A 19,190-nucleotide genomic window follows, 5' to 3' on the forward strand; every position below is an offset into this window, starting at 1 on the left:
CCATTCCCATTTTTTAAAGCATGTCTAGTAAGCGATTTTTAGTATTTTCCCGCTCATTTTCATTTCGACAAATAATTAAAATGGTATCATCTCCAGAAATTGTACCTAAAATTTCTGGCCAATCTAAATGGTCTAATAAGGATGCAATCGCATTCGCATTACCTGGAAGAGCTTTCATCACTAAAAAATGCGATGCTCCATCAATGCTTATAAAGGCATCCGCTAATGCACGATGTAATTTTTGCACCGGGTTAAATCGTTGATCAGCGGGCAAGCTATACTTATAGCGACCGTCCTGTAATGGTACTTTCACCAAATGTAGTTCTTTGATATCTCGTGATACCGTAGCTTGTGTCACATTATAGCCTGCATCTTTTAGGAAATCGACTAAATCATCTTGTGTTTCAATTTCATGATTCGCAATAATATCCCGAATTCGTATATGTCTTTGTCCTTTATTCATCGTAGCCACCTCTAATAAATAATTAAATATGTGTATAATCACACTACCATTTTCAACAAAAAAGCACAAGAAAAAACACGGCTCTATAAGCGAGCACGTGTTATTTTAAAGAATTATGCGCTTCTTCAACGAGTGCATTAAAAGCTGTATATGCAGGAATGTCTTCTTCTCCAATAGGATTCACTAAATGGAATAAAAATTCAATATTTCCTTCCCCACCTGTTATCGGGGAGTAAGAAGCATCCTTCAAAACAAATCCAATTTCTGTGGCCATTGCCGCTGTTTTTTCTAATACTTCAAGATGGACTTTTTTATCACGAACGATACCTTTTTTTCCAACTTTATCTTTTCCCGCCTCAAACTGCGGTTTCACCAATGCCATAACATCTCCACCTGGTAGCAATACTGTTTTTAACACCGGTAAAATTAATGATAAAGAAATAAAACTAACATCTATTGTAGCAAAATCAGGTAATCCTTCAGATAAATCTGCTGCCGTAGTATAACGGAAATTAGTTTTTTCCATGACAGTAACACGTTCATCTGACCGAATTTTCCACGCTAATTGATTGGATCCGACATCCAGTGCATAGCCATGTCTTGCGCCATGCTGCAATGCACAATCTGTAAACCCACCTGTAGAGGAGCCAATGTCAAGCATTAGCTTCCCTTCTACAGACATATCAAAAATTTGTAGGGCCTTTTCTAGCTTCAGACCACCACGACTAACATATTTTAAATCGGAGCCTTTTACTTGTAGAGGGGCATCGATAGCAATTTTTTCTCCTGCCTTATCGATTCGTATTTCATTTGAAAAAACAAGTCCCGCCATAATGGAACGTTTTGCTTTTTCTCTTGTTTCACATAATCCACGCTCTACAAGTAAAATATCCACTCGTTCTTTTGGTTGTTTTGTCATTATTTATTTAAACCTACTTGCTGTTTTTGTTGAAGTAATACTTGCATACGTGCTGCTGCATCCTCTGCTGTCATATGAATTTCTTCGAGCAGCTGATCAACGTTACCATGCTCGATATATTGATCTGGAATACCCATTCGATCAACAATTGCATGGAGATAGCCATGGTCGTGAGCAAATTCTAATACTCCGCTACCAAATCCGCCTTTTAGGACTGCTTCTTCAATGGTTAATATCGGTTTATGATTGGATAAAATTCGGTGTAGCATATCCTCATCCATTGGTTTGATAAAGCGTGCATTGACCACCTCGATATCGATCCCTTGCTGCGCTAACATATCTGCTGCTTGCATGGCCATCGGAATCGTTGTGCCAAATGTCAAAATGGAACCGTCTTTTCCTTCTCGTAAAACTTCCCAGCTACCAATTGGTAATGCGACTAACTCATCATCTAGTGGAACGCCAATCCCATTACCACGAGGGTAACGTAGTGCAATCGGACCACCATCGTACTCAATAGCTGTTTTAACCATATGTTGCCCTTCATTCTCATCCTTAGGCATCATAATCGTCATATTTGGAATATGACGAAGGAAAGCGATATCAAATACGCCCTGATGCGTTTCACCATCTGCCCCAACTAAACCAGCACGATCAATACCGATAAAGACATTTAAATTAGGACGTGCAATATCATGCAACACTTGGTCATAAGCACGTTGTAGGAATGTTGAATAAATCGCTAAAAACGGCTTCATATTTTGTGTAGCTAAACCCGCTGCCATTGTTGCTGCATGTTGCTCGGCAATCCCCACATCGAAGAAACGATTTGGAAAGTCTTGTTGAATCCCTTGTAATTTTGACCCGACAGGCATAGCAGGTGTGATCGTCACGACTCGCTCATCTTCATGAGCAATTTTACGAACAGTTTCTGCAATTAAACTACTCCATGCTGGTCCTTTAGTCTCTGACTTCACAAAGGCACCATTTTCAATTTTATAAGGACCTGTTCCATGCCAATTACCGATCGTATCGTCTTCAGCAGGTTTATAGCCCTTTCCTTTTTTCGTAATTACGTGAACAAGGACTGGCCCCTTCACTTTTTTCGCATGGGATAATGTCATTTCCAATGCTTCAAAATCATGACCATCAATAGGACCAAGATATTTAAAGCCTAATTCCTCAAAAAAGACACCTGACACCACTAAATATTTTAAGCTATCCTTAAGTCGTTCCGCGGTAGAAGCAAGCTTCCCACCTAATACCGGAATTTTATTAATAAGTGATTCTAGCTCTTCTTTGGCTTTTGAATACTCCTTGGCCGTACGCAAACGACCTAAAACACTGTGAAGCGCACCAACGTTTGGAGCAATGGACATTTCATTATCATTTAGGATAACAATCATATTCGTTTTTGCATGACCGATATGATTTAACGCTTCAAGCGCCATACCGCCAGTTAAAGCGCCATCCCCAATAATAGGAATTACATAGTTATGTTCTTTTTTAATATCACGTGCTGCTGCCATACCCATGGCCGCTGATAAGGAAGTCGAGCTATGACCTGTTTCCCATTCATCATGTTCACTCTCCACGCGCTTTGGAAATCCACAAAGCCCTTTGAACTGACGTAGTGTGTCAAATTGACTCGCACGACCTGTTAAAATTTTATGCACGTAAGCTTGGTGGCCAACATCCCACAAAAACTTATCTTTTGGACTGTCAAACATTTTATGCAACATAATCGTAAGCTCGACTACTCCTAAATTCGGCCCGATATGTCCACCTGTGACAGAACATTTTTCGATTAAGAAGGTACGAATTTCTTGCGCTACCTGCTCAAGCTCCTTCTTATTTAAGTTTTTTAAAAAGGATGGACTAGTTATTTTATTTAAATCCACCTTTCTCACACACCTTTTCAATAAAATATTCACCGCATTTGTTTTCACTATTATAGCAGTGTTATCAATATGCTAAAAGTACGAGCACTTCATTGTTTACAATTTGTAAACGTTCCCACCTATTCTAGCATATTCTTTTCCTTCAATGCCTTGATTTTCTCTCAGTTTTTACGATGAACAATATATGCCGCAAAGTCACGTAATAAGCTAGCATCTATTGGTAATTGATCGAGTGCATTAATAGCATGTTGATAATGCTCAGCAAGCTTTTCTTTCGCTCCATTTAGCGTTAAAAGTGCTGGGTAAGTACTCTTATCACTAGCTACATCTTTCCCAGCCGTTTTTCCTAGTTCCTCTGTTGTTCCTTCGATATCTAAAATATCGTCTTGGATTTGGAAAGCTAGGCCGATGTGATGGGCATATTCCTTCAATGTAGCACGGTCTTGTTTAGATGCGTCTGCTAATACGGCTCCCGCTTCAATACTAAATCTTAATAAAGCACCGGTTTTATTAACATGGACTTGTTCCAGTTCAGTTAAATTAAGCTGACGCTGCTCACCTTCCATATCCAGTACTTGACCACCAACCATGCCCTCAGCACCTGCGGCAACGCTTAACAATTGAACAAGCTCGATTCGCTTTTCAGCCGTTACTTCCATACGGGCTAAAATACCAAACGCCAATGTGTTTAATGCATCTCCCGCAAGTGTTGCAAGTGCTTCTCCATAAACTTTGTGGTTTGTTGGCTTGCCTCTTCTAAAATCATCATTATCCATGCTTGGTAAGTCATCATGGATTAACGAATACGTATGAATGATTTCAATGACTGATCCTACAATTAAACCATCCTGTAAATTTTTTTGATAAAGCTCCAAGACAGCTAATACAAAAAGTGGACGAATGCGTTTACCGCCTGCCTTTAATGAATATAGCATGGAGTCCTTTAAATCTACTGGAGCATCAATTTTTGAAACAAGTGCAAACATCGTTTCTTCGATTTGTGGTATGTTGCTTTCGATAAAGTACTTTAATGGCTCATTCATTTCCTAATTCTCTCCCTTTAATGGATCAAATGCTGTTGTTTCGCCTGTCTCTTGGACAATAGATACTAGCTGCTCTTCAGCATGCTGCAGCTTACTATGGCAAAACTTTGATAGCTCCATTCCTTGCTTGTATAAATCAATCGCATTTTCCAATGGTACATCGCCTTGTTCTAGCTGGCGAACTATTTCTTCCAATGCCGTCATAGCTTCTGCGAAAGTTTGTTGTTTTTCTGTCACAACGATTCCCCCTCATTCTTTAGCAAAATATCCTTCACTTCAGCCACAACCTTCCCATCATGGAAAGTCAATGTCAGATGATCCTGCTTCTGCACGTCAGTGGATGATTTAATCATCTGTTGATCTTTATAAGCGACTGTAAATCCTCTTGTTAAAATGGATAGTGGATTTAATGCTTCTAATGTTCGAATAGTTGCCTCAAATTGTTGTTGCTGCTTCGCTACATAATACGTTGTAGCACGTGTTAATTGTTGCATGCGCGCTTCTAGCTCCCGTTGATGGAAGGCAAGTGCTTTTTTTGGTGAATGTTGTGCCACCGTACTATGTAATTGCTGAAGCTGAGCACTCTTCTTCATCAAATCTACTTGCATGGCTGTTTGCAATCCTGACTCGAGCTGTGCCAATCTTTCAGTAAACGGTCGATATAGTCTTTCTGGCATTGACAGTGGATAAGACTGTTGGAGCTTATTAAGACGTTGTCGTTCAGCCATAAGTTGCGACCTAACCATTTGATGAATTTGAGATTTTTGCGAAAGTACCCGTTGGAATAGCTCTGCTTGATCTGGGACTGCCATCTCAGCGGCCGCTGTTGGTGTAGGTGCACGTAAATCAGCAACATAATCGGCAATTGTCGTATCTGTTTCATGACCAACTGCGCTAATAATAGGAATTCGACTGTCAAAAATAGCTCTCGCCACTATTTCTTCATTAAATGCCCATAAGTCCTCGATCGAGCCTCCCCCGCGTCCAACAATCAACACTTGACAAGTTGCCTCTTGATTGGCGCGTTGAATGTTTTGCACAATATTTGGTGCCGCCTGTGCTCCTTGTACGAGTGTAGGGTAAATCAGAATTTCAGCTAAAGGGTAACGTCTCTTTAAAGTCGTACAAATATCTCGAATCGCTGCTCCTGTCGTTGATGTTAGCACACCTATCTTTTCAGGAAACTTTGGAATCGATTGCTTCCATTCTAATTTAAAAAGCCCTTCTTTTTGTAATTGCTCTTTTAATTGATTAAAGGCAACAAATAGACTACCAATGCCGTCCGGTTGCATTTCTTGGACATATAGCTGATAAGTCCCATAGCCTTCGTAAACGTTTACATCACCACGGATAAATACTTGCATACCTTCTTTTGGTTCAAATGCTAATTTCGTGGCAGCCGTTTTAAACATCGTGGCAGCAATTCTTGCGCCATCATCCTTTAATGTAAAATAAATATGGCCAGATTGATGAATTTTAACATTTGATAGCTCACCTTTCACATACACTTCGCGTAGGTGAGGGTCCGCATCAAATTTTCGTTTAATATATTTTGTTAATGCTTTTACAGTTAAATAAGAAGCAGAGGACATGTTTTCGGCTCCTTTACTAAGATCAAGTTTTTCACAAAAACTACACCTATCATAACATTTTTTACTGGTGTTGACGCGTTTAAATACTGTTTCGCTAGAAAAAATGCCTGTCTTTTATCTATCAAAAAACAACTATAACATATTCCAACACGTTCTAACTAATAGAAATTGACTATTCAATGAATAACAAAACAAGGTCCCATAACAACAGCGGTTATGAGACTTTACATTTTAATAAAATACTAATAATAACGTTCCTACAATCAAACAGTAATACGTAAAATAGCTAAGTTTACCGCTTTTCATAATGCCCATAAACCAACGCATGGCAAAGTACGTCATAATAAGAGTAGCTAGAAAAGTGGCTGCATAAGGAAGCGCTAACGCACCTTTATTAGGCTCATCTAAAAAATCAGTTATTCCTAATACGACCCCACCTAAGCTTACTGGAATATAAAGCATAAACGAGAAACGTAAAGCTGTATCCTGTCTCATACCTACTGCAATCGCTGAAATAATAGTCGCACCTGAGCGGCTAATACCTGGTGTAAGAGCAACCGCTTGCCCTAACCCCACAATAATGGCATCCTTTGCACTTAAATCTGCATCTTTTTTCTTCCCACGCATATTACGAATCAGCCATAATGCCGCACCCGTAACAAACAACATGAGCGCGATTGTCGTCATACTCACATTGTCTGCAATAACATCACTTAATAATACTCCTAAAACGCCCGCTGGAATAGAACCTATAATGATATACAGGGCAAAGCGGAAATCAGCATTGTAGCGCTTCTCACGTGTTTTCAAGTACAAGAAAAAATGGGAAATCAATCGTACTATATCCTCACGATAAATATAAACAATAGCAAGTAACGATGCTGTATTGGTGAGAATGGCGAACGTAAACCCTTGTTCACCAAGCCCTAGTATTTCGCTGGCAATCATCACATGTCCACTTGACGATACCGGAATTGGTTCTGTAAACCCTTGGACAAGACCAATAATGATATGCTTCACAATTAACACAATATCGATATTTTCCATAAAAACCTCCTACTAAGTATGTATGTCCCAAACGTTACATTAGACGTCAAAATTAGCATAAAAGTTCTGGAATCAATCCATAAAAAAAGTCATCCCAACATGATATTGAGATGACTTCTTGAAAAGGCTATTTAATTAGCAAGCTTATTTTCAGCTGCTTGCACAGTGTTGAATAGTAACATTGTGATGGTCATCGGTCCAACACCGCCTGGTACAGGTGTGATATGAGACGCTATACCATCTACTTCAGCAAAGTTTACGTCGCCGCATAATTTATTGTTGTCATCACGATTTATGCCAACATCAATTACAACAGCCCCTTCTTTCACATGCTCTTTTGTAATAAAGTTTGCACGTCCAACAGCAGCAATTAATAGATCCGCTTGTTTTGTAAATGAAGGTAAATTTGGCGTTTTGGAATGTGTATACGTTACCGTAGCATCTTTTTGCAATAGTAGTTGCCCCATTGGCTTACCTACAATATGACTACGTCCTACGATTACAGCATGTTTTCCTGCAATTTCAATTCCTGAATACTCAAGAAGCTTCATTACGCCAAAAGGAGTACAAGGTAAAAATGTTTCTTGGCCAAGCATCATTTTCCCAACACTGACAGGTGAGAAGCCATCAACATCCTTCTCGACAGCAATTGTCGCGATGACTTTATCCTCATCAATATGTTTTGGAAGTGGTAATTGTACTAAAATACCGTGAATATCTTCACGTTGATTTAATTGTTGAATTTGTGTTAATAATTCCTCTTGCGTCGTTTCTTCTGGTAATTTAATCAGTTCCGAATACATACCAATTGCTTCACAAGATTTTTGTTTATTTCTCACATATGTAGCTGAAGCTTGGTTGTCTCCAACTAACACAACCGCTAAACCAGGTGTTAACCCTTGTTCTTTTAAACGAATTACACGCTCTGCTACAGCATTACGAATTTCTTGACCAATCTCTTTACCATTAATAATTGCACTTGACATAAACCTTCGTTACTCCTTCCAATTCAACACATTATTCTTGTTCTGTAAATTTAGAAAGTACACCATTGACGAATTTAGATGAACTATCCTCGCCAAATGTTTTACATAACTCGATTGCTTCGTTTAGTACTACTCTTTTTGGTGTTTCTGGCATGTATAACAGCTCGTATACAGCTAGGCGTAAAACAGTTCTCTCAATTTTGGGTAAACGGGCAAGTGACCACTTTTCAAGATGCTGTTCTAATGTAGCATCAATTTCCTCCAAATGTTCAGCTGTTCCAGTAACAATTTTTTCGTAGAAGGCATTTGTCGGCTGGCCTTTAATATGACCCATTGCTTCTTCAACTGTTAAATCTGTATTGTCTAGCTGAAACAAAACTTGCAACGCTTTTTCGCGCGCTTCATGTCGTTTCATGTAAAGCTCTCCTTCTTAAGTGGCATTAAGGTTTATAATAGCATAAAATCGCCCGAGAAACACGATTTCAAGCAAGTTTTCAATAATCTGAAACCTTTTTCAAGAAACTTTTTGCGCATCTAACAATTCGTCTCGAGCATTCCAAAATGCTTGTTTAATTCACAAAATGTTATAATAAAGAAAATTGAAAGAATCTACAGAGGTGTTCACAATGCAATATGAAGCTATTTGTACGAGCTGTAAAAAACCATTCAAGCTCCAGGAAGGTGAAGCACAATACAAACTAATGAAAGAACGTAAAGCTCACCTATTTTATTGCGAAGAGTGCAAGCATAAAATTCGCTTTGATGCCATCCGAAACTTCTTTAGCTACTATTAGTGGAGGCCATGATGAAGGAACATTATTATACAATCGGTGAGGTTGCCAAACTGTCCAATCTATCCGTTCAAACGTTACGCTATTATGATCAGATCGATTTATTTAAGCCTGCATATACCGATACTTATACCAATTATCGCTATTATAAAGACAGTCAAATTTTCTATTTAGATATCATTAAATCACTTAAATATATTGGCATTTCATTAGAGGATATAAAGAAAGCACTCAAATTAACGTCTGAAGAACTACTTGACTTTTTTGCGCAGCAAGAGCAAAGAATTGATACTAAAATTTCACGCTTGAATGAAGTAAAAAACACGTTATTAAAAACCAAAAAGCAATTACAGGAACAAATCGATATCCCCTTCTTTGGTGAGGTATATATACAAGTAGAGGAAGCCATGCCCATCCTACAAGTGACAACTACCGAATTAACTCCAACTTCTAGTACCAATACATATTACGCAACACTTACAAAAATTATTGAGAAGGAGGGCAGTGTATTAAATAGTCGCTATGGTTGTATATATCCGCTCGCTCCCTATGAAGATGTCAATGCAATTATTTATGACGCCATTTTCACCCCGCTATTAACCGAGCGAGTATTTTCAAAGCTATCGTCGAATATTGAACAAACCATTATACCTGCTGGTACATTTGTCTGTATTGCATTTATCTACCATCCGGATACCTACTTTTCTTTTTATGAAAAATTAAGAAATTATGTCATGGCGCAGTCCGAAGCTTTTGAATCTCAAGTTTATGAACTGTATATGCCCGCAACCCTTACTTTAGAGCATGAAAAGAAATTCATTGTTGAATTAAAGATTCGAAAAAAACAATAAAGATACAATCCCCTTTTATGTATAACTGTCCACATTAATTTCCAAACTGATAAAAAATCATCAAATTGAAAACAAATCTTTTGACCCTATAGTTACTATAGGGTTTATCGTAATACATGGAAATATTCTAGTAGAATGTCAATTTCATGTATCGTGAACGAATAAAAGGAGAACATTATGAGCAAGAAGCAAAATATAACATTAGCAATTTTACTATCGAATCTATTCATTGCCTTTTTAGGTATTGGTTTAGTCATTCCAGTTTTACCAACCATCATGAATGAGCTTCATATTTCAGGCTCTGTCGTTGGTTATATGGTGGCAGCCTTTGCTATTACGCAACTGATTGTGTCCCCCATTGCTGGTAAGTTAGTCGATAATATTGGCCGCAAAGTCATGATTGTTGCAGGGCTTTTTATTTTTGGACTTTCTGAGTTTTTATTTGGATTGGGACGTTCCATTGAAGTCCTCTTTATTTCTCGAATGTTAGGTGGCGTGAGTGCGGCCTTCATTATGCCAGCCGTCACTGCTTATATTGCCGATATTACAACACTATCTCAACGCCCAAAAGCTCTTGGCTATATGAGTGCTGCAATTAGTACAGGCTTTATAATTGGTCCTGGAATCGGAGGGTTTTTAGCCGAATATGGTACACGTGTTCCTTTCTATGCGGCAGGTGTCCTTGGCCTTGTAGCAGCAGTCTTTTCATTAGTATTATTAAAAGAACCAACACGTGCTGGAGATAAGGAAGATGCACCAGCATCAATTTTAGGGAGTGCCAAGCGAGTATTTAGCCCGCTTTATTTCATTCCATTTATTCTTATTTTCGTCCTATCATTCGGCTTAGCTGCATTCGAATCATTATTTAGTTTATTCGTCGACCATAAATTCGCCTTTACGCCATCAGATATCGCCATTATCATTACAGGTAGTGGGATTGTAGGTGCATTGGCACAATTATTACTATTTGATTGGCTGACAAAGAAAATGGGAGAAATTAATGTCATTCGCTATTCGCTGATCCTCTCAGCTGTCTTAACTTTTGCTATGACTATCGTGAACCATTATTTTGCCATCTTATTTGTCACATTCTTTATTTTTGTTGGATTCGATTTAATTCGTCCAGCAGTCACTTCTTATTTGTCTAAAATTGCCGGCAATGAGCAAGGGTTTGTGGGTGGAATGAACTCTATGTTTACAAGCCTTGGTAATATTTTCGGTCCTATTTTAGGCGGGATATTGTTCGATATTAATTTGAACTATCCATATTACTTTGCCACAATTGTTTTAGTAATTGGTGTCATCCTTGCGTTATTCTGGAGAAAACCAAAGCATATTGAATTATAAGCGAACAGCGATACAATATTATGAATGAATTTCCAAATTAAAAAAGGATCGCCCACAGATATGTCATCTACGGGCAATCCTTTTAGTTTTATTCATGTACTATAGTTTCTTCTTTTTCGAAATGAATCGCTGTAATATGCACATTTACTTCTGCAGTTTCGAGTGCTGTCATATTAAAAATAGCTTGGCGTATCTGTGTTTGTACATCCTTCGCTACCTTAGGAATGGCATATCCATATTTCACAGAGCAAAATACATCAATAGCGATTTCACCTGTTTCTGTTACACCTGATTTAATCCCTTTATTGTGTACCTTTTTACCGAAACGTTCCACGACACCTGTCGCAATATTACCACGTGTTGCAGCAATGCCTTCGACCTCATTTACTGCGATCCCTGCCACAACCTCGATAACCTCTGCCGCTACTTCAATTTTTCCAAGCTCTTCTTTTCCAGAAGGTGTTGGTTGTACGAAAGATTGTCCTACTTTCTCTGCCATACAAATATCATCCTTTCCCTTACACATCACAAACAAATGCTGTACTTACATTTATTATACTATAAAAAGGAAGGTTTGGCTGTCGAAAGCCGTTTTAATTTATAAAGTAGCTTCATGGAATGATTATTATTGATCCTCAACATTTATTAAATAAATCCCCTTGTCAAAGCCTCCGCGCTCCATTTTCTTCTGATTACGGCATGCCTCAAGCTCTTCATAGCTCACACCTAGTGCACTAATTGCTGTATATACTAGCTCTAAAATATCTACTAATTCCTCAACCTCATCTTGTACAGTAGTAGCTTCATGAAACTCCCTAGCTTCCTCGAGCATTTTTGCTTTCACTTCCGTTAAAAACTCAATTGGTTCTAGAGTACGCGCACGATAAGTTACACCTTTCGCCGCCATTATTTCTAAAATCTTATCTCTTACTAGCTTATTATATATAGGCATACTGATCCCCCCACCTCCACTGCTCTACCCAAATTATACGATGGTATAAACAAAAAACCTCTAACTGTAAAAGAAAGTTAGAGGCATTCAAATAGCGAATGTTATATTTGGACTTTTAGTCCAGTCACTTAAAACAGAAAAACCACTTTTTGTTATCTTATTTACAACAAAATATGCCAATTTAAATTTCAAATCAAACTCCAATTTCATTTAGAATTGAGTAATAATGAGATTGGAGTTTTCCCATTATACTTGGATTCTCCACTAATAATTGAAATCCATTTATCAAATAATTTATTAAATACTACAATTTGATTCGATAATGTTTAAATTTAAAGTTCTATTTTATACTTATTTTCATTAAATATGTACTTATCTCCTTTTATTTCAAAGTCATTTGATAATTTCACAATTTTATTACCATCTGCACTATGAATTGTAATTTGAATCTTATATTTCCCCTCTTTTAATATTTCCTCAACTTCCTCACCCAGATTTATATTATTTTTTAGGGTTGATTGCTGTTTATTCGAATTAATCCTTGAAATCCCATTTGATTTATTTTCTAGTAATGATGATGATTCATAAACTTCGAAAAAACTTTCACTAAAATCTTTTCTATCTATATCGATTTCCTTAATTAAAAACCAATATTCCTTCTCTTGCATATAAAGATGAATTTTTAAGTTTTCCAATTGTATATTAGTTAATTGTATGTCTATTGGGAGCATACTATTGTTTTTAAAATCAATATCAACAGTTTGCCCTTTAGAAAAAGATAATACTGAATATGTAAAGAATAGAATAAACAGCAAAAATAGTATGTAGAACCAAAAACTCAAATGTGTTTTTCTTAATTTTACTGCATCATAAATTTTTCTACATACTTCGAAAAATTTGTTTCTCATTTTTTTTATAATTAATACTAGTGAACTAATTAAAACTAAAAAAATGAGTGTTGAAATCCACCAAAACAGATTAAAAAAATTCATCATTAATTCAATAAATATAATAAACATCGATGTAATAACAAATATAACTAAATTTAAATATAAAATATTAAAAATTTCATTAAATTTTTTATTAGCCTCATTTTTTGCTTCTGCAAAAATAATGTCGTCATTAAAGTCCTTAAAAGTCTTCAATTCTGAAAAAATGTATCTACTTCCTCCAATAAAAATAGTAACTAGCATTGTCACTAACACTAGAGAAATAAAATGTTCGGAGCTAAATAAACTTTTAGTATTAAGATTATTAAAAATAAAAAACGTAAAATCAAATAATTTTATTAACACATACCAAATAACACCTAATATAGTTAAAGTAATACCCAATCTTGTTGCTCTATCAATATTACTATTCTGCATACATAACCAACCACCTTAAATATAATTAGTTTAATTTAGATTTTATTCATATAGAAGAGTGGTTAAATCTAATGATTATGCTCTTCTGTTATTTTCATTCACTTTAAATATAAACAAAAGAATATTTATCCAATTCGATCCTATCTCTAGAACTATACTTTGTAGTATCCTATATGATTTACTATTCTAAGCTTAAGGAACATTATTTGTAAAAATACATTAGTAAATAATATGTAGTATTCTACCCACTATCACAATAATACAATCGTGAAATTGATACTCACTCTTGTAGAGCCAAAATGAGCTACTTTAATTAATTCAGACTCAATATATTTTTAAAACTTTTCTTTTACTATTTCTTTGTTTTCTTTATAAATAGATAAAAAAATACTTTTTTCTGAATTATTGACCCAATTTTTTCTCTTGATTTAACTATGTCTTAGTAGCACAAATTAAAATTCAATAATTAACCCTTTATAAGTTAAAATAGGTTTAAAGTGTATTAGTCTCAAAGTCAATGTCCTTTACTTCTAACTGAATTAAAGTGGCTACACTATGGCCACACTTGCACATTGTTGTTCATCTGCTAGCGGTGGCTTTATTTGCTCATCTACTTTAATTTCAATGGTTTCCACCATTTTTTAAAACCACCAATTATTATAGAAACGATTTAATACAGCCTTAAGCACCCTAATTTACTTTGCTTTGTTACGTTTGAAACATCACCGAGTTTGGATAACCACTCAAACAATACAAGAATTGTAATTTTGTCTAAATATACGAGTTCCATTTCAATAGCAAAATGCTTCATAATTTTAACGTACTCTTGGCTTGCCACGGGTCTAATACCAGAAATCTTCATTCGTTCCTTCACAATTAACCGTGCTTTTTCAATCATCCTCATCGTTATTCGCCTTAAGTTTCGTAACTTCTACAAAAAATTTAGGATTACAAATTGTAATTTTTTCTTGTTGTTGTGAATGAAGTGTTGGTGGATTCAATTAAATAGCATCCACACCATTTAAATCAAATACACCCATACGCTGATCTTTTCTGACCACTAAAAAACCCCCTAACAAAGTATAGTTAAGAGGTAAAAAATTAAAAATCTTTTTTATCATTCTAATACGCTAAAGCTTGTAGAACAAGGAAATTATTTTTGCGATACACCCAATACATCGTTCTCTTCCAAGAACTTCGTATTGAATTGCGCTGATTTGAAGACGTCATTGTTCATCAAAGCTTGGTGGAATGGAATGGTTGTATTGATTCCAGGGCCAGATACTTCAAATTCACCTAGCGCGCGATTCATTTTCGCAATCGCCTCTTCACGTGTATCGGCATGAACAATAAGTTTTGCCACCATTGAATCATAGTATGGTGGAATTGTATAACCTGCATAGACAGCAGAATCAATACGTACACCATAGCCACCTGGCGTTACATACGTATCAACAGTTCCTGCTGAAGGCATGAAGTTTTTATAGGCATTTTCTGCGTTAATACGGCATTCAATAGCCCAACCATTTAATTGAATATCATCTTGAGTGAAAGGTAGTTTTTCACCAGATGCAATTTTTAATTGTTGTTGTACAAGATCTACACCAGAAATCATTTCTGTTACTGGGTGCTCTACTTGGATACGCGTATTCATTTCCATGAAGTAGAACTTGTCCTCTTGATAGTCATAAATGAACTCAATTGTTCCAGCACCTTCATAGTCACAGGCTTGGGCTGCTTTTACGGCAGCTGCACCCATTTCAGCACGGCGTTCAGAAGAAAGAGCTGGAGATGGAGCTTCCTCTACTAACTTCTGCATACGACGTTGAACAGTACAGTCACGCTCGCCTAAATGCACGACGTTACCATAGCCATCCGCTAAAATTTGGATTTCACAGTGACGGAAGTACTCGATGAATTTCTCTAGATATACGCCAGGGTTACCGAATGCTGCAGCAGCCTCTTTTTGCGTAATATCAATACCTTTGACAAGATCTTCTTCTGTACGCGCTACACGAATCCCTTTACCACCGCCACCAGCAGTGGCTTTAATGATTACAGGATAGCCAATTTTAGCAGCCCATTCTTTACCTGTTTCGATATCTGGCACAATACCAGTACCAGGAACAAGCGGAACTCCTGCTGCTTCCATTGTTGTACGTGCTACGTCCTTGATACCCATAATTTTAATGGAATCAGATGATGGACCGATAAATTTAATGCCAGCGTTTTCACAAGCTTCAGCAAAATCAGCGTTTTCCGATACAAAGCCATAGCCTGGGTGGATTCCGTCAGCACCTGTTTTTTCAGCTACACTAAGTAGAGCTGGGAAACTAAGATAAGAATCCTTCGATAGCTTTGGTCCAATACAGTAGGCTTCGTCTGCTAATTTCACATGTAATGCGTCTGCATCTGCTTCAGAGTACACAGCAACTGACTGGATGCCTAACTCTTTACAAGCACGAATGATACGCACAGCGATTTCGCCGCGGTTTGCAATTAAAACTTTTTTCATGATTTGCACTCCTTACTGAGCTTTTACAAGGAATAGTGGTTGGCCGTATTCTACTAATTCGCCATCTTTCACAAGTACTTCAACGATTTCCCCTTGCACTTCTGCTTCAATTTCGTTGAATAATTTCATTGCTTCTACGATACATACAATTGTTTCGTCCCCTACTTTGTCGCCTGCTTTTACGTAAGCTGGTGAATCTGGGTTTGGTGATTGATAGAAGGTACCGACCATTGGAGATACAATTTTATGTAGCGATGGGTCGTTAATCGCTGGCGCCGCTGTAGCAGGTGCTTCTTCCACTTTAGTTGGTGCTGCTACTGGAGCTTCTGCTGGTGCAGATTGTTGTACAACAGGTGCTACTACTTCTTTTTTAGGTGCTACAGTTTCTGTAACAACATTATTATTCTTTTTTAACTTAACTTTTGCGCCATCTACCTCATACACAAACTCGTCAATTGAAGAAGAATCTACTAATTTAATAATTTCGCGAATTTCTTGAATTTTGAACATTTCTAACTCTCCTTATGAAATAAAATCTACTACAATAACTATTTTATATTTTTTCGAATCAATTTGAAATAGTTAAATGAAAATTAAGTAAATATGAACAAAATAAAAGGCTTTCCTTTACTAAGCGAAAGCCTTTTCAGAACGCTGATATATAACAACTCTTTTTAAATAAACTAAAAATTTATTATTTTCTATATTTTTAATAATTATTCGCGCTGAACTTTACTTGTACATCATTTGCGCCTTCCATCTCTGTTCTTACTAAATATATAATTTCATTTGCTTGGGATTTTGATAATTCTTCAGCCATGACTGTAACAGAAACTTTTTCTCCTTCAGCTCGAACAAATGCATCCGTATAACCTAATGATTTAATGAGCATTTCAAGCATTGCTTCTGCTGATTCTCGTTTAATAAGACCATCCATTTCATTGAATGCCTCATTTTTTTCGTCAGCGGAAGATTCTTCTGAAGCAATTTTTTGTGTTAACTGCTCACGAAGTTGGCTTCTTTCATCACTAACTTGCATACGCATTTCTTCAAATAAATGACTCGGTGAAGAAACTTCTTGTGTCACATCATTCGTTGCTTTTTGATCTGTAACACCACTTACAGCTGTTTGTTGTAATGTATCGTCCGTAAAAATAGTAAGACCATTGAACTGTTTTGCTGGATCAACCAAATAGTACACTGAAATGACTGCTACTAAACTTAATAATGTCATAAACCAAACTGTTCTTCTACGTACGCGCATTTACTTTTCCTCCTTATTTTCCATTGGAACAATAATAATTCGATGAATCGGCAACTGCATCACTTGACTGACGACTGCACGAATTTCATTTTTCACAAAGATATCGGATGCACCTTCTGAAACAACTAGCATTCCTGTTACGTTTTTCGCGCCTTGCTCAGTCCCTCGAAAATATTGGCTGAATAGTTTATTGGCATCTTGGTCATCTGTCATCTCTCCATAATAAAAATAGACTTTAACCTCCCCAACACCTTGCATTGCTTTTAGTGTTTGCTCAAGTTTTTCTTCATTCGTGAGCGGTGAACCTTTGTCGTTCGTTGAATTCGTTTGATACATAGGCAAAATGATGAAAATACCAACGGAGGCAGCTACCAGTATTAAAACCATTAATGACGTTGTTTTTTTTCGTGTCTTTTCCACATCACTTGTACATTGCCTCCTTTCATCTTCTCTTTTTCAAGTGTATGTACGCTTGTTTCTTCCTATGAATTGATAAATGGAATCTTTAATAGCAATTGCAAAAATACTAACGTGATGACCAGTTTTGTGAGTGAAATTATTTCCTTATCATCCGTTAGAAACACAAATATCTGACAAACAAAGAGCAATGCCAATAAAAGAATCAATCTATCTCCCCCCTGCCATAACTTGTACGAACACAATGAGGAAAAAACAAGAGAACATAAATGAAAAAGCAATTAAAAACGATACAGCACATAAGGTAAATAGGGATTTACTAATTTGATCTAGTAGTCTACAAATATCATCAAAGGCAATGGGTTCTAAAATAGCGGCAAGCATTTTTAAAGAATAGGCACTGACAACAAGTTGAACAGTTGGAATAAACGATACGGTAATAACAGCGATAAAGGCACTAATGCTTGTAAGGGAGGATGTAAATTGTGTCATATGCTGAAACATGGAAAAGCTATCAACTATAAACGAACCAACCACCGGAATATTTTCTTCGATTAATTTTTTGACTGGCTCAGCTACAGCTGCATTGACGCTAAACGCTGCCACTCCTCCTGCAGTCATCAATAGGACATAGCAAATAACAGAGGCAGAAACGATACTCATAATGGTAAAGCGGATCAAATCCGCGATCCGTGTGAAAGATATTTCCTTGACAATCACACTACATACATCAAAAACAATGGCTAACAAAACACCTGGAATAAGCCACTTACTACTAATAATGGTGAGAACTTGTACAAAAAACAGCAAAAATGGCTGCCAGGATGCAATGGCTGTTATACTACTAGATAACATAAAGCTTGAGGTCAAAATAGGATAAAACGCCGTAAATAAATGGGCTAGTCCTTGTGCAATTTCATCAATTAATGTAAAAGATTTAACAACAACTGGTCCTATCGTAGCTAACACAATTAGAAAAAAGAGGATTCTTGTCCCTTTTTCAAATTCTGGTAATATCATGTTGATGATTAAAATCATGATGACATAACTACAAAGCAACAGTGTCATCTTGAGCAAGAGAAAGAATGGGTCGATTAAAAACGATAGTATTTGCTCCTGCAATGGCTCCGCTCCTTAGTTTAGCCTTTGTAAAATGGCCGACACCTCCTGTAAAACAGCCAAAAATTCTTTGAACCAATACAATACAATAACAATTTTTACAGCTGCAAAAACAATGTTCCCGAGCACCCTATAGTTATGTTCTACAAGCAGCAATGACACCCATTGCCCAACATAGAACATACTTGCACTAATTAAAATAGCCTTTGCATAAGGCAAAAACGCAAGCGTTTCTAAAAGTTGCTTGACGAAGGGCAATAAAAGTGTCGAGAACAGCATGCCAAAAAGCAAAAACGAAAACATCACACTTATTAGCGCGTGGAGTGGCTGTATGACTTCTTTTATCAGCAATAATAAAAGCAGCATGACAACAGCAACGATAACAATTTCCATTTACCCTACCCGGATGATGTCAGCCATTGAAAGAATGTGAGAATTTCGGTAAAAAATAGACGTAAAAATCGGAGTAATTCTGCTGTCATATATAAGTAGGCAATAAAAAATAGGAAAAATGAAAATTCCTTCTTCCCTGTTTGATCGAAGAAAACATGAAGAAGCGCAACTACTAGTCCCACTCCAGCAACTCTTAATACGTCTTGTAATTCCATTCCTACGC

The 19,190-nt window shown here is 36.7% G+C and carries 23 protein-coding genes; 3 read left to right on the plus strand and 20 right to left on the minus strand.

All coding sequences use genetic code 11. The features are described from left to right. Positions 1 to 13: 13 nt before the first annotated feature. The 9 genes from ahrC to nusB form a co-directional block, all read right to left on the minus strand. Positions 14 to 463 (minus strand): transcriptional regulator AhrC/ArgR, encoded by a 450-nt coding sequence (ahrC, locus tag AC07YC_RS10165; protein ID WP_008179906.1) that lies wholly within the window; start codon positions 461 to 463, stop codon positions 14 to 16. A gap of 100 nt (positions 464 to 563) precedes the next feature. Beyond that, positions 564 to 1,382 carry a TlyA family RNA methyltransferase gene (locus AC07YC_RS10170; RefSeq protein WP_494919248.1) on the minus strand — a complete coding sequence of 273 codons (819 nt, stop codon included), beginning with the start codon at positions 1,380 to 1,382 and terminating at the stop codon, positions 564 to 566. After that, the gene (gene dxs / locus AC07YC_RS10175; RefSeq protein WP_150907182.1) at positions 1,382 to 3,283 is read right to left on the minus strand and encodes a 1-deoxy-D-xylulose-5-phosphate synthase; all 1,902 of its coding nucleotides are present in this window, start codon (positions 3,281 to 3,283) and stop codon (positions 1,382 to 1,384) included. Before dxs ends, AC07YC_RS10170 begins: the two co-directional genes overlap by 1 nt. Positions 3,284 to 3,444: 161 nt before the next feature. Beyond that, positions 3,445 to 4,326, minus strand: a complete 882-nt coding sequence (locus tag AC07YC_RS10180) for a polyprenyl synthetase family protein (protein ID WP_025116086.1) — start codon at positions 4,324 to 4,326, stop codon at positions 3,445 to 3,447. Between the two features lie 3 nt (positions 4,327 to 4,329). Continuing rightward, positions 4,330 to 4,563, minus strand: a complete 234-nt coding sequence (gene xseB, locus AC07YC_RS10185) for an exodeoxyribonuclease VII small subunit (RefSeq protein ID WP_008179899.1) — start codon at positions 4,561 to 4,563, stop codon at positions 4,330 to 4,332. Next, the gene (gene xseA / locus AC07YC_RS10190; protein ID WP_336635187.1) at positions 4,560 to 5,918 is read right to left on the minus strand and encodes an exodeoxyribonuclease VII large subunit; all 1,359 of its coding nucleotides are present in this window, start codon (positions 5,916 to 5,918) and stop codon (positions 4,560 to 4,562) included. The genes xseB and xseA overlap by 4 nt, the downstream gene beginning before the upstream one ends. 231 nt (positions 5,919 to 6,149) lie before the next feature. Continuing rightward, positions 6,150 to 6,965 (minus strand): undecaprenyl-diphosphate phosphatase, encoded by an 816-nt coding sequence (locus AC07YC_RS10195; protein ID WP_494919249.1) that lies wholly within the window; start codon positions 6,963 to 6,965, stop codon positions 6,150 to 6,152. Positions 6,966 to 7,096: 131 nt separating this feature from the next. Beyond that, positions 7,097 to 7,951 carry a bifunctional methylenetetrahydrofolate dehydrogenase/methenyltetrahydrofolate cyclohydrolase FolD gene (gene folD, locus AC07YC_RS10200; protein ID WP_336635189.1) on the minus strand — a complete coding sequence of 285 codons (855 nt, stop codon included), beginning with the start codon at positions 7,949 to 7,951 and terminating at the stop codon, positions 7,097 to 7,099. Positions 7,952 to 7,982: 31 nt separating this feature from the next. Further along, positions 7,983 to 8,366: a transcription antitermination factor NusB gene (gene nusB, locus AC07YC_RS10205; RefSeq protein ID WP_402792332.1), complete on the minus strand. Its 384-nt coding sequence runs from the start codon at positions 8,364 to 8,366 to the stop codon at positions 7,983 to 7,985. A gap of 211 nt (positions 8,367 to 8,577) precedes the next feature. Between nusB and AC07YC_RS10210 the strand changes: the two genes are divergently transcribed. The 3 genes from AC07YC_RS10210 to AC07YC_RS10220 all read left to right on the plus strand — a co-directional run bounded on the left by AC07YC_RS10210 (position 8,578) and on the right by AC07YC_RS10220 (position 10,940). After that, positions 8,578 to 8,745, plus strand: coding sequence for a DUF2197 domain-containing protein (locus AC07YC_RS10210; protein ID WP_144422574.1), 168 nt, complete (start codon positions 8,578 to 8,580; stop codon positions 8,743 to 8,745). An 11-nt stretch (positions 8,746 to 8,756) separates the two neighbouring features. After that, a complete protein-coding gene (locus AC07YC_RS10215; RefSeq protein WP_402792338.1) occupies positions 8,757 to 9,593 on the plus strand; it encodes a MerR family transcriptional regulator in 837 nt (278 codons plus the stop codon). A gap of 177 nt (positions 9,594 to 9,770) precedes the next feature. Continuing rightward, on the plus strand, positions 9,771 to 10,940 hold the full coding sequence (locus AC07YC_RS10220) for an MFS transporter (protein WP_494919250.1): 1,170 nt from the start codon (positions 9,771 to 9,773) through the stop codon (positions 10,938 to 10,940). Positions 10,941 to 11,028: 88 nt separating this feature from the next. Here AC07YC_RS10220 and AC07YC_RS10225 read toward each other — a convergent pair whose 3' ends face one another. From AC07YC_RS10225 to AC07YC_RS10275, 11 genes are all read right to left on the minus strand, one after another. Further along, a complete protein-coding gene (locus tag AC07YC_RS10225; protein ID WP_494919252.1) occupies positions 11,029 to 11,439 on the minus strand; it encodes an Asp23/Gls24 family envelope stress response protein in 411 nt (136 codons plus the stop codon). Positions 11,440 to 11,565: 126 nt separating this feature from the next. Then, entirely contained in the window at positions 11,566 to 11,892 is a 327-nt protein-coding gene (locus AC07YC_RS10230) for a pyrophosphohydrolase domain-containing protein (protein WP_494919254.1), read from the minus strand. A gap of 332 nt (positions 11,893 to 12,224) precedes the next feature. Continuing rightward, positions 12,225 to 13,259: a hypothetical protein gene (locus AC07YC_RS10235; protein ID WP_494919255.1), complete on the minus strand. Its 1,035-nt coding sequence runs from the start codon at positions 13,257 to 13,259 to the stop codon at positions 12,225 to 12,227. Between the two features lie 670 nt (positions 13,260 to 13,929). Beyond that, complete coding sequence (locus AC07YC_RS10240) at positions 13,930 to 14,157, minus strand: hypothetical protein (RefSeq protein WP_494919257.1); 228 nt, start codon at positions 14,155 to 14,157, stop codon at positions 13,930 to 13,932. A gap of 255 nt (positions 14,158 to 14,412) precedes the next feature. Next, entirely contained in the window at positions 14,413 to 15,774 is a 1,362-nt protein-coding gene (gene accC / locus AC07YC_RS10245) for an acetyl-CoA carboxylase biotin carboxylase subunit (protein ID WP_494919258.1), read from the minus strand. A gap of 12 nt (positions 15,775 to 15,786) precedes the next feature. Further along, positions 15,787 to 16,284 carry an acetyl-CoA carboxylase biotin carboxyl carrier protein gene (gene accB / locus AC07YC_RS10250; protein ID WP_494919259.1) on the minus strand — a complete coding sequence of 166 codons (498 nt, stop codon included), beginning with the start codon at positions 16,282 to 16,284 and terminating at the stop codon, positions 15,787 to 15,789. 199 nt (positions 16,285 to 16,483) lie between these two features. Beyond that, positions 16,484 to 17,038, minus strand: a complete 555-nt coding sequence (locus AC07YC_RS10255; protein WP_402792357.1) for a SpoIIIAH-like family protein — start codon at positions 17,036 to 17,038, stop codon at positions 16,484 to 16,486. Further along, positions 17,039 to 17,458 (minus strand): SpoIIIAG-related protein, encoded by a 420-nt coding sequence (locus AC07YC_RS10260; RefSeq protein WP_008179869.1) that lies wholly within the window; start codon positions 17,456 to 17,458, stop codon positions 17,039 to 17,041. A 207-nt stretch (positions 17,459 to 17,665) separates the two neighbouring features. After that, complete coding sequence (locus AC07YC_RS10265; protein ID WP_036126944.1) at positions 17,666 to 18,577, minus strand: stage III sporulation protein AE; 912 nt, start codon at positions 18,575 to 18,577, stop codon at positions 17,666 to 17,668. A gap of 12 nt (positions 18,578 to 18,589) precedes the next feature. Continuing rightward, complete coding sequence (locus AC07YC_RS10270) at positions 18,590 to 18,967, minus strand: hypothetical protein (RefSeq protein ID WP_336635199.1); 378 nt, start codon at positions 18,965 to 18,967, stop codon at positions 18,590 to 18,592. 5 nt (positions 18,968 to 18,972) lie between these two features. Beyond that, entirely contained in the window at positions 18,973 to 19,182 is a 210-nt protein-coding gene (locus tag AC07YC_RS10275; RefSeq protein ID WP_008179863.1) for a hypothetical protein, read from the minus strand. Positions 19,183 to 19,190 lie beyond the last annotated feature (8 nt).

The sequence above is a fragment of the Lysinibacillus sp. GW247-5R2A genome, from assembly GCF_059424475.1.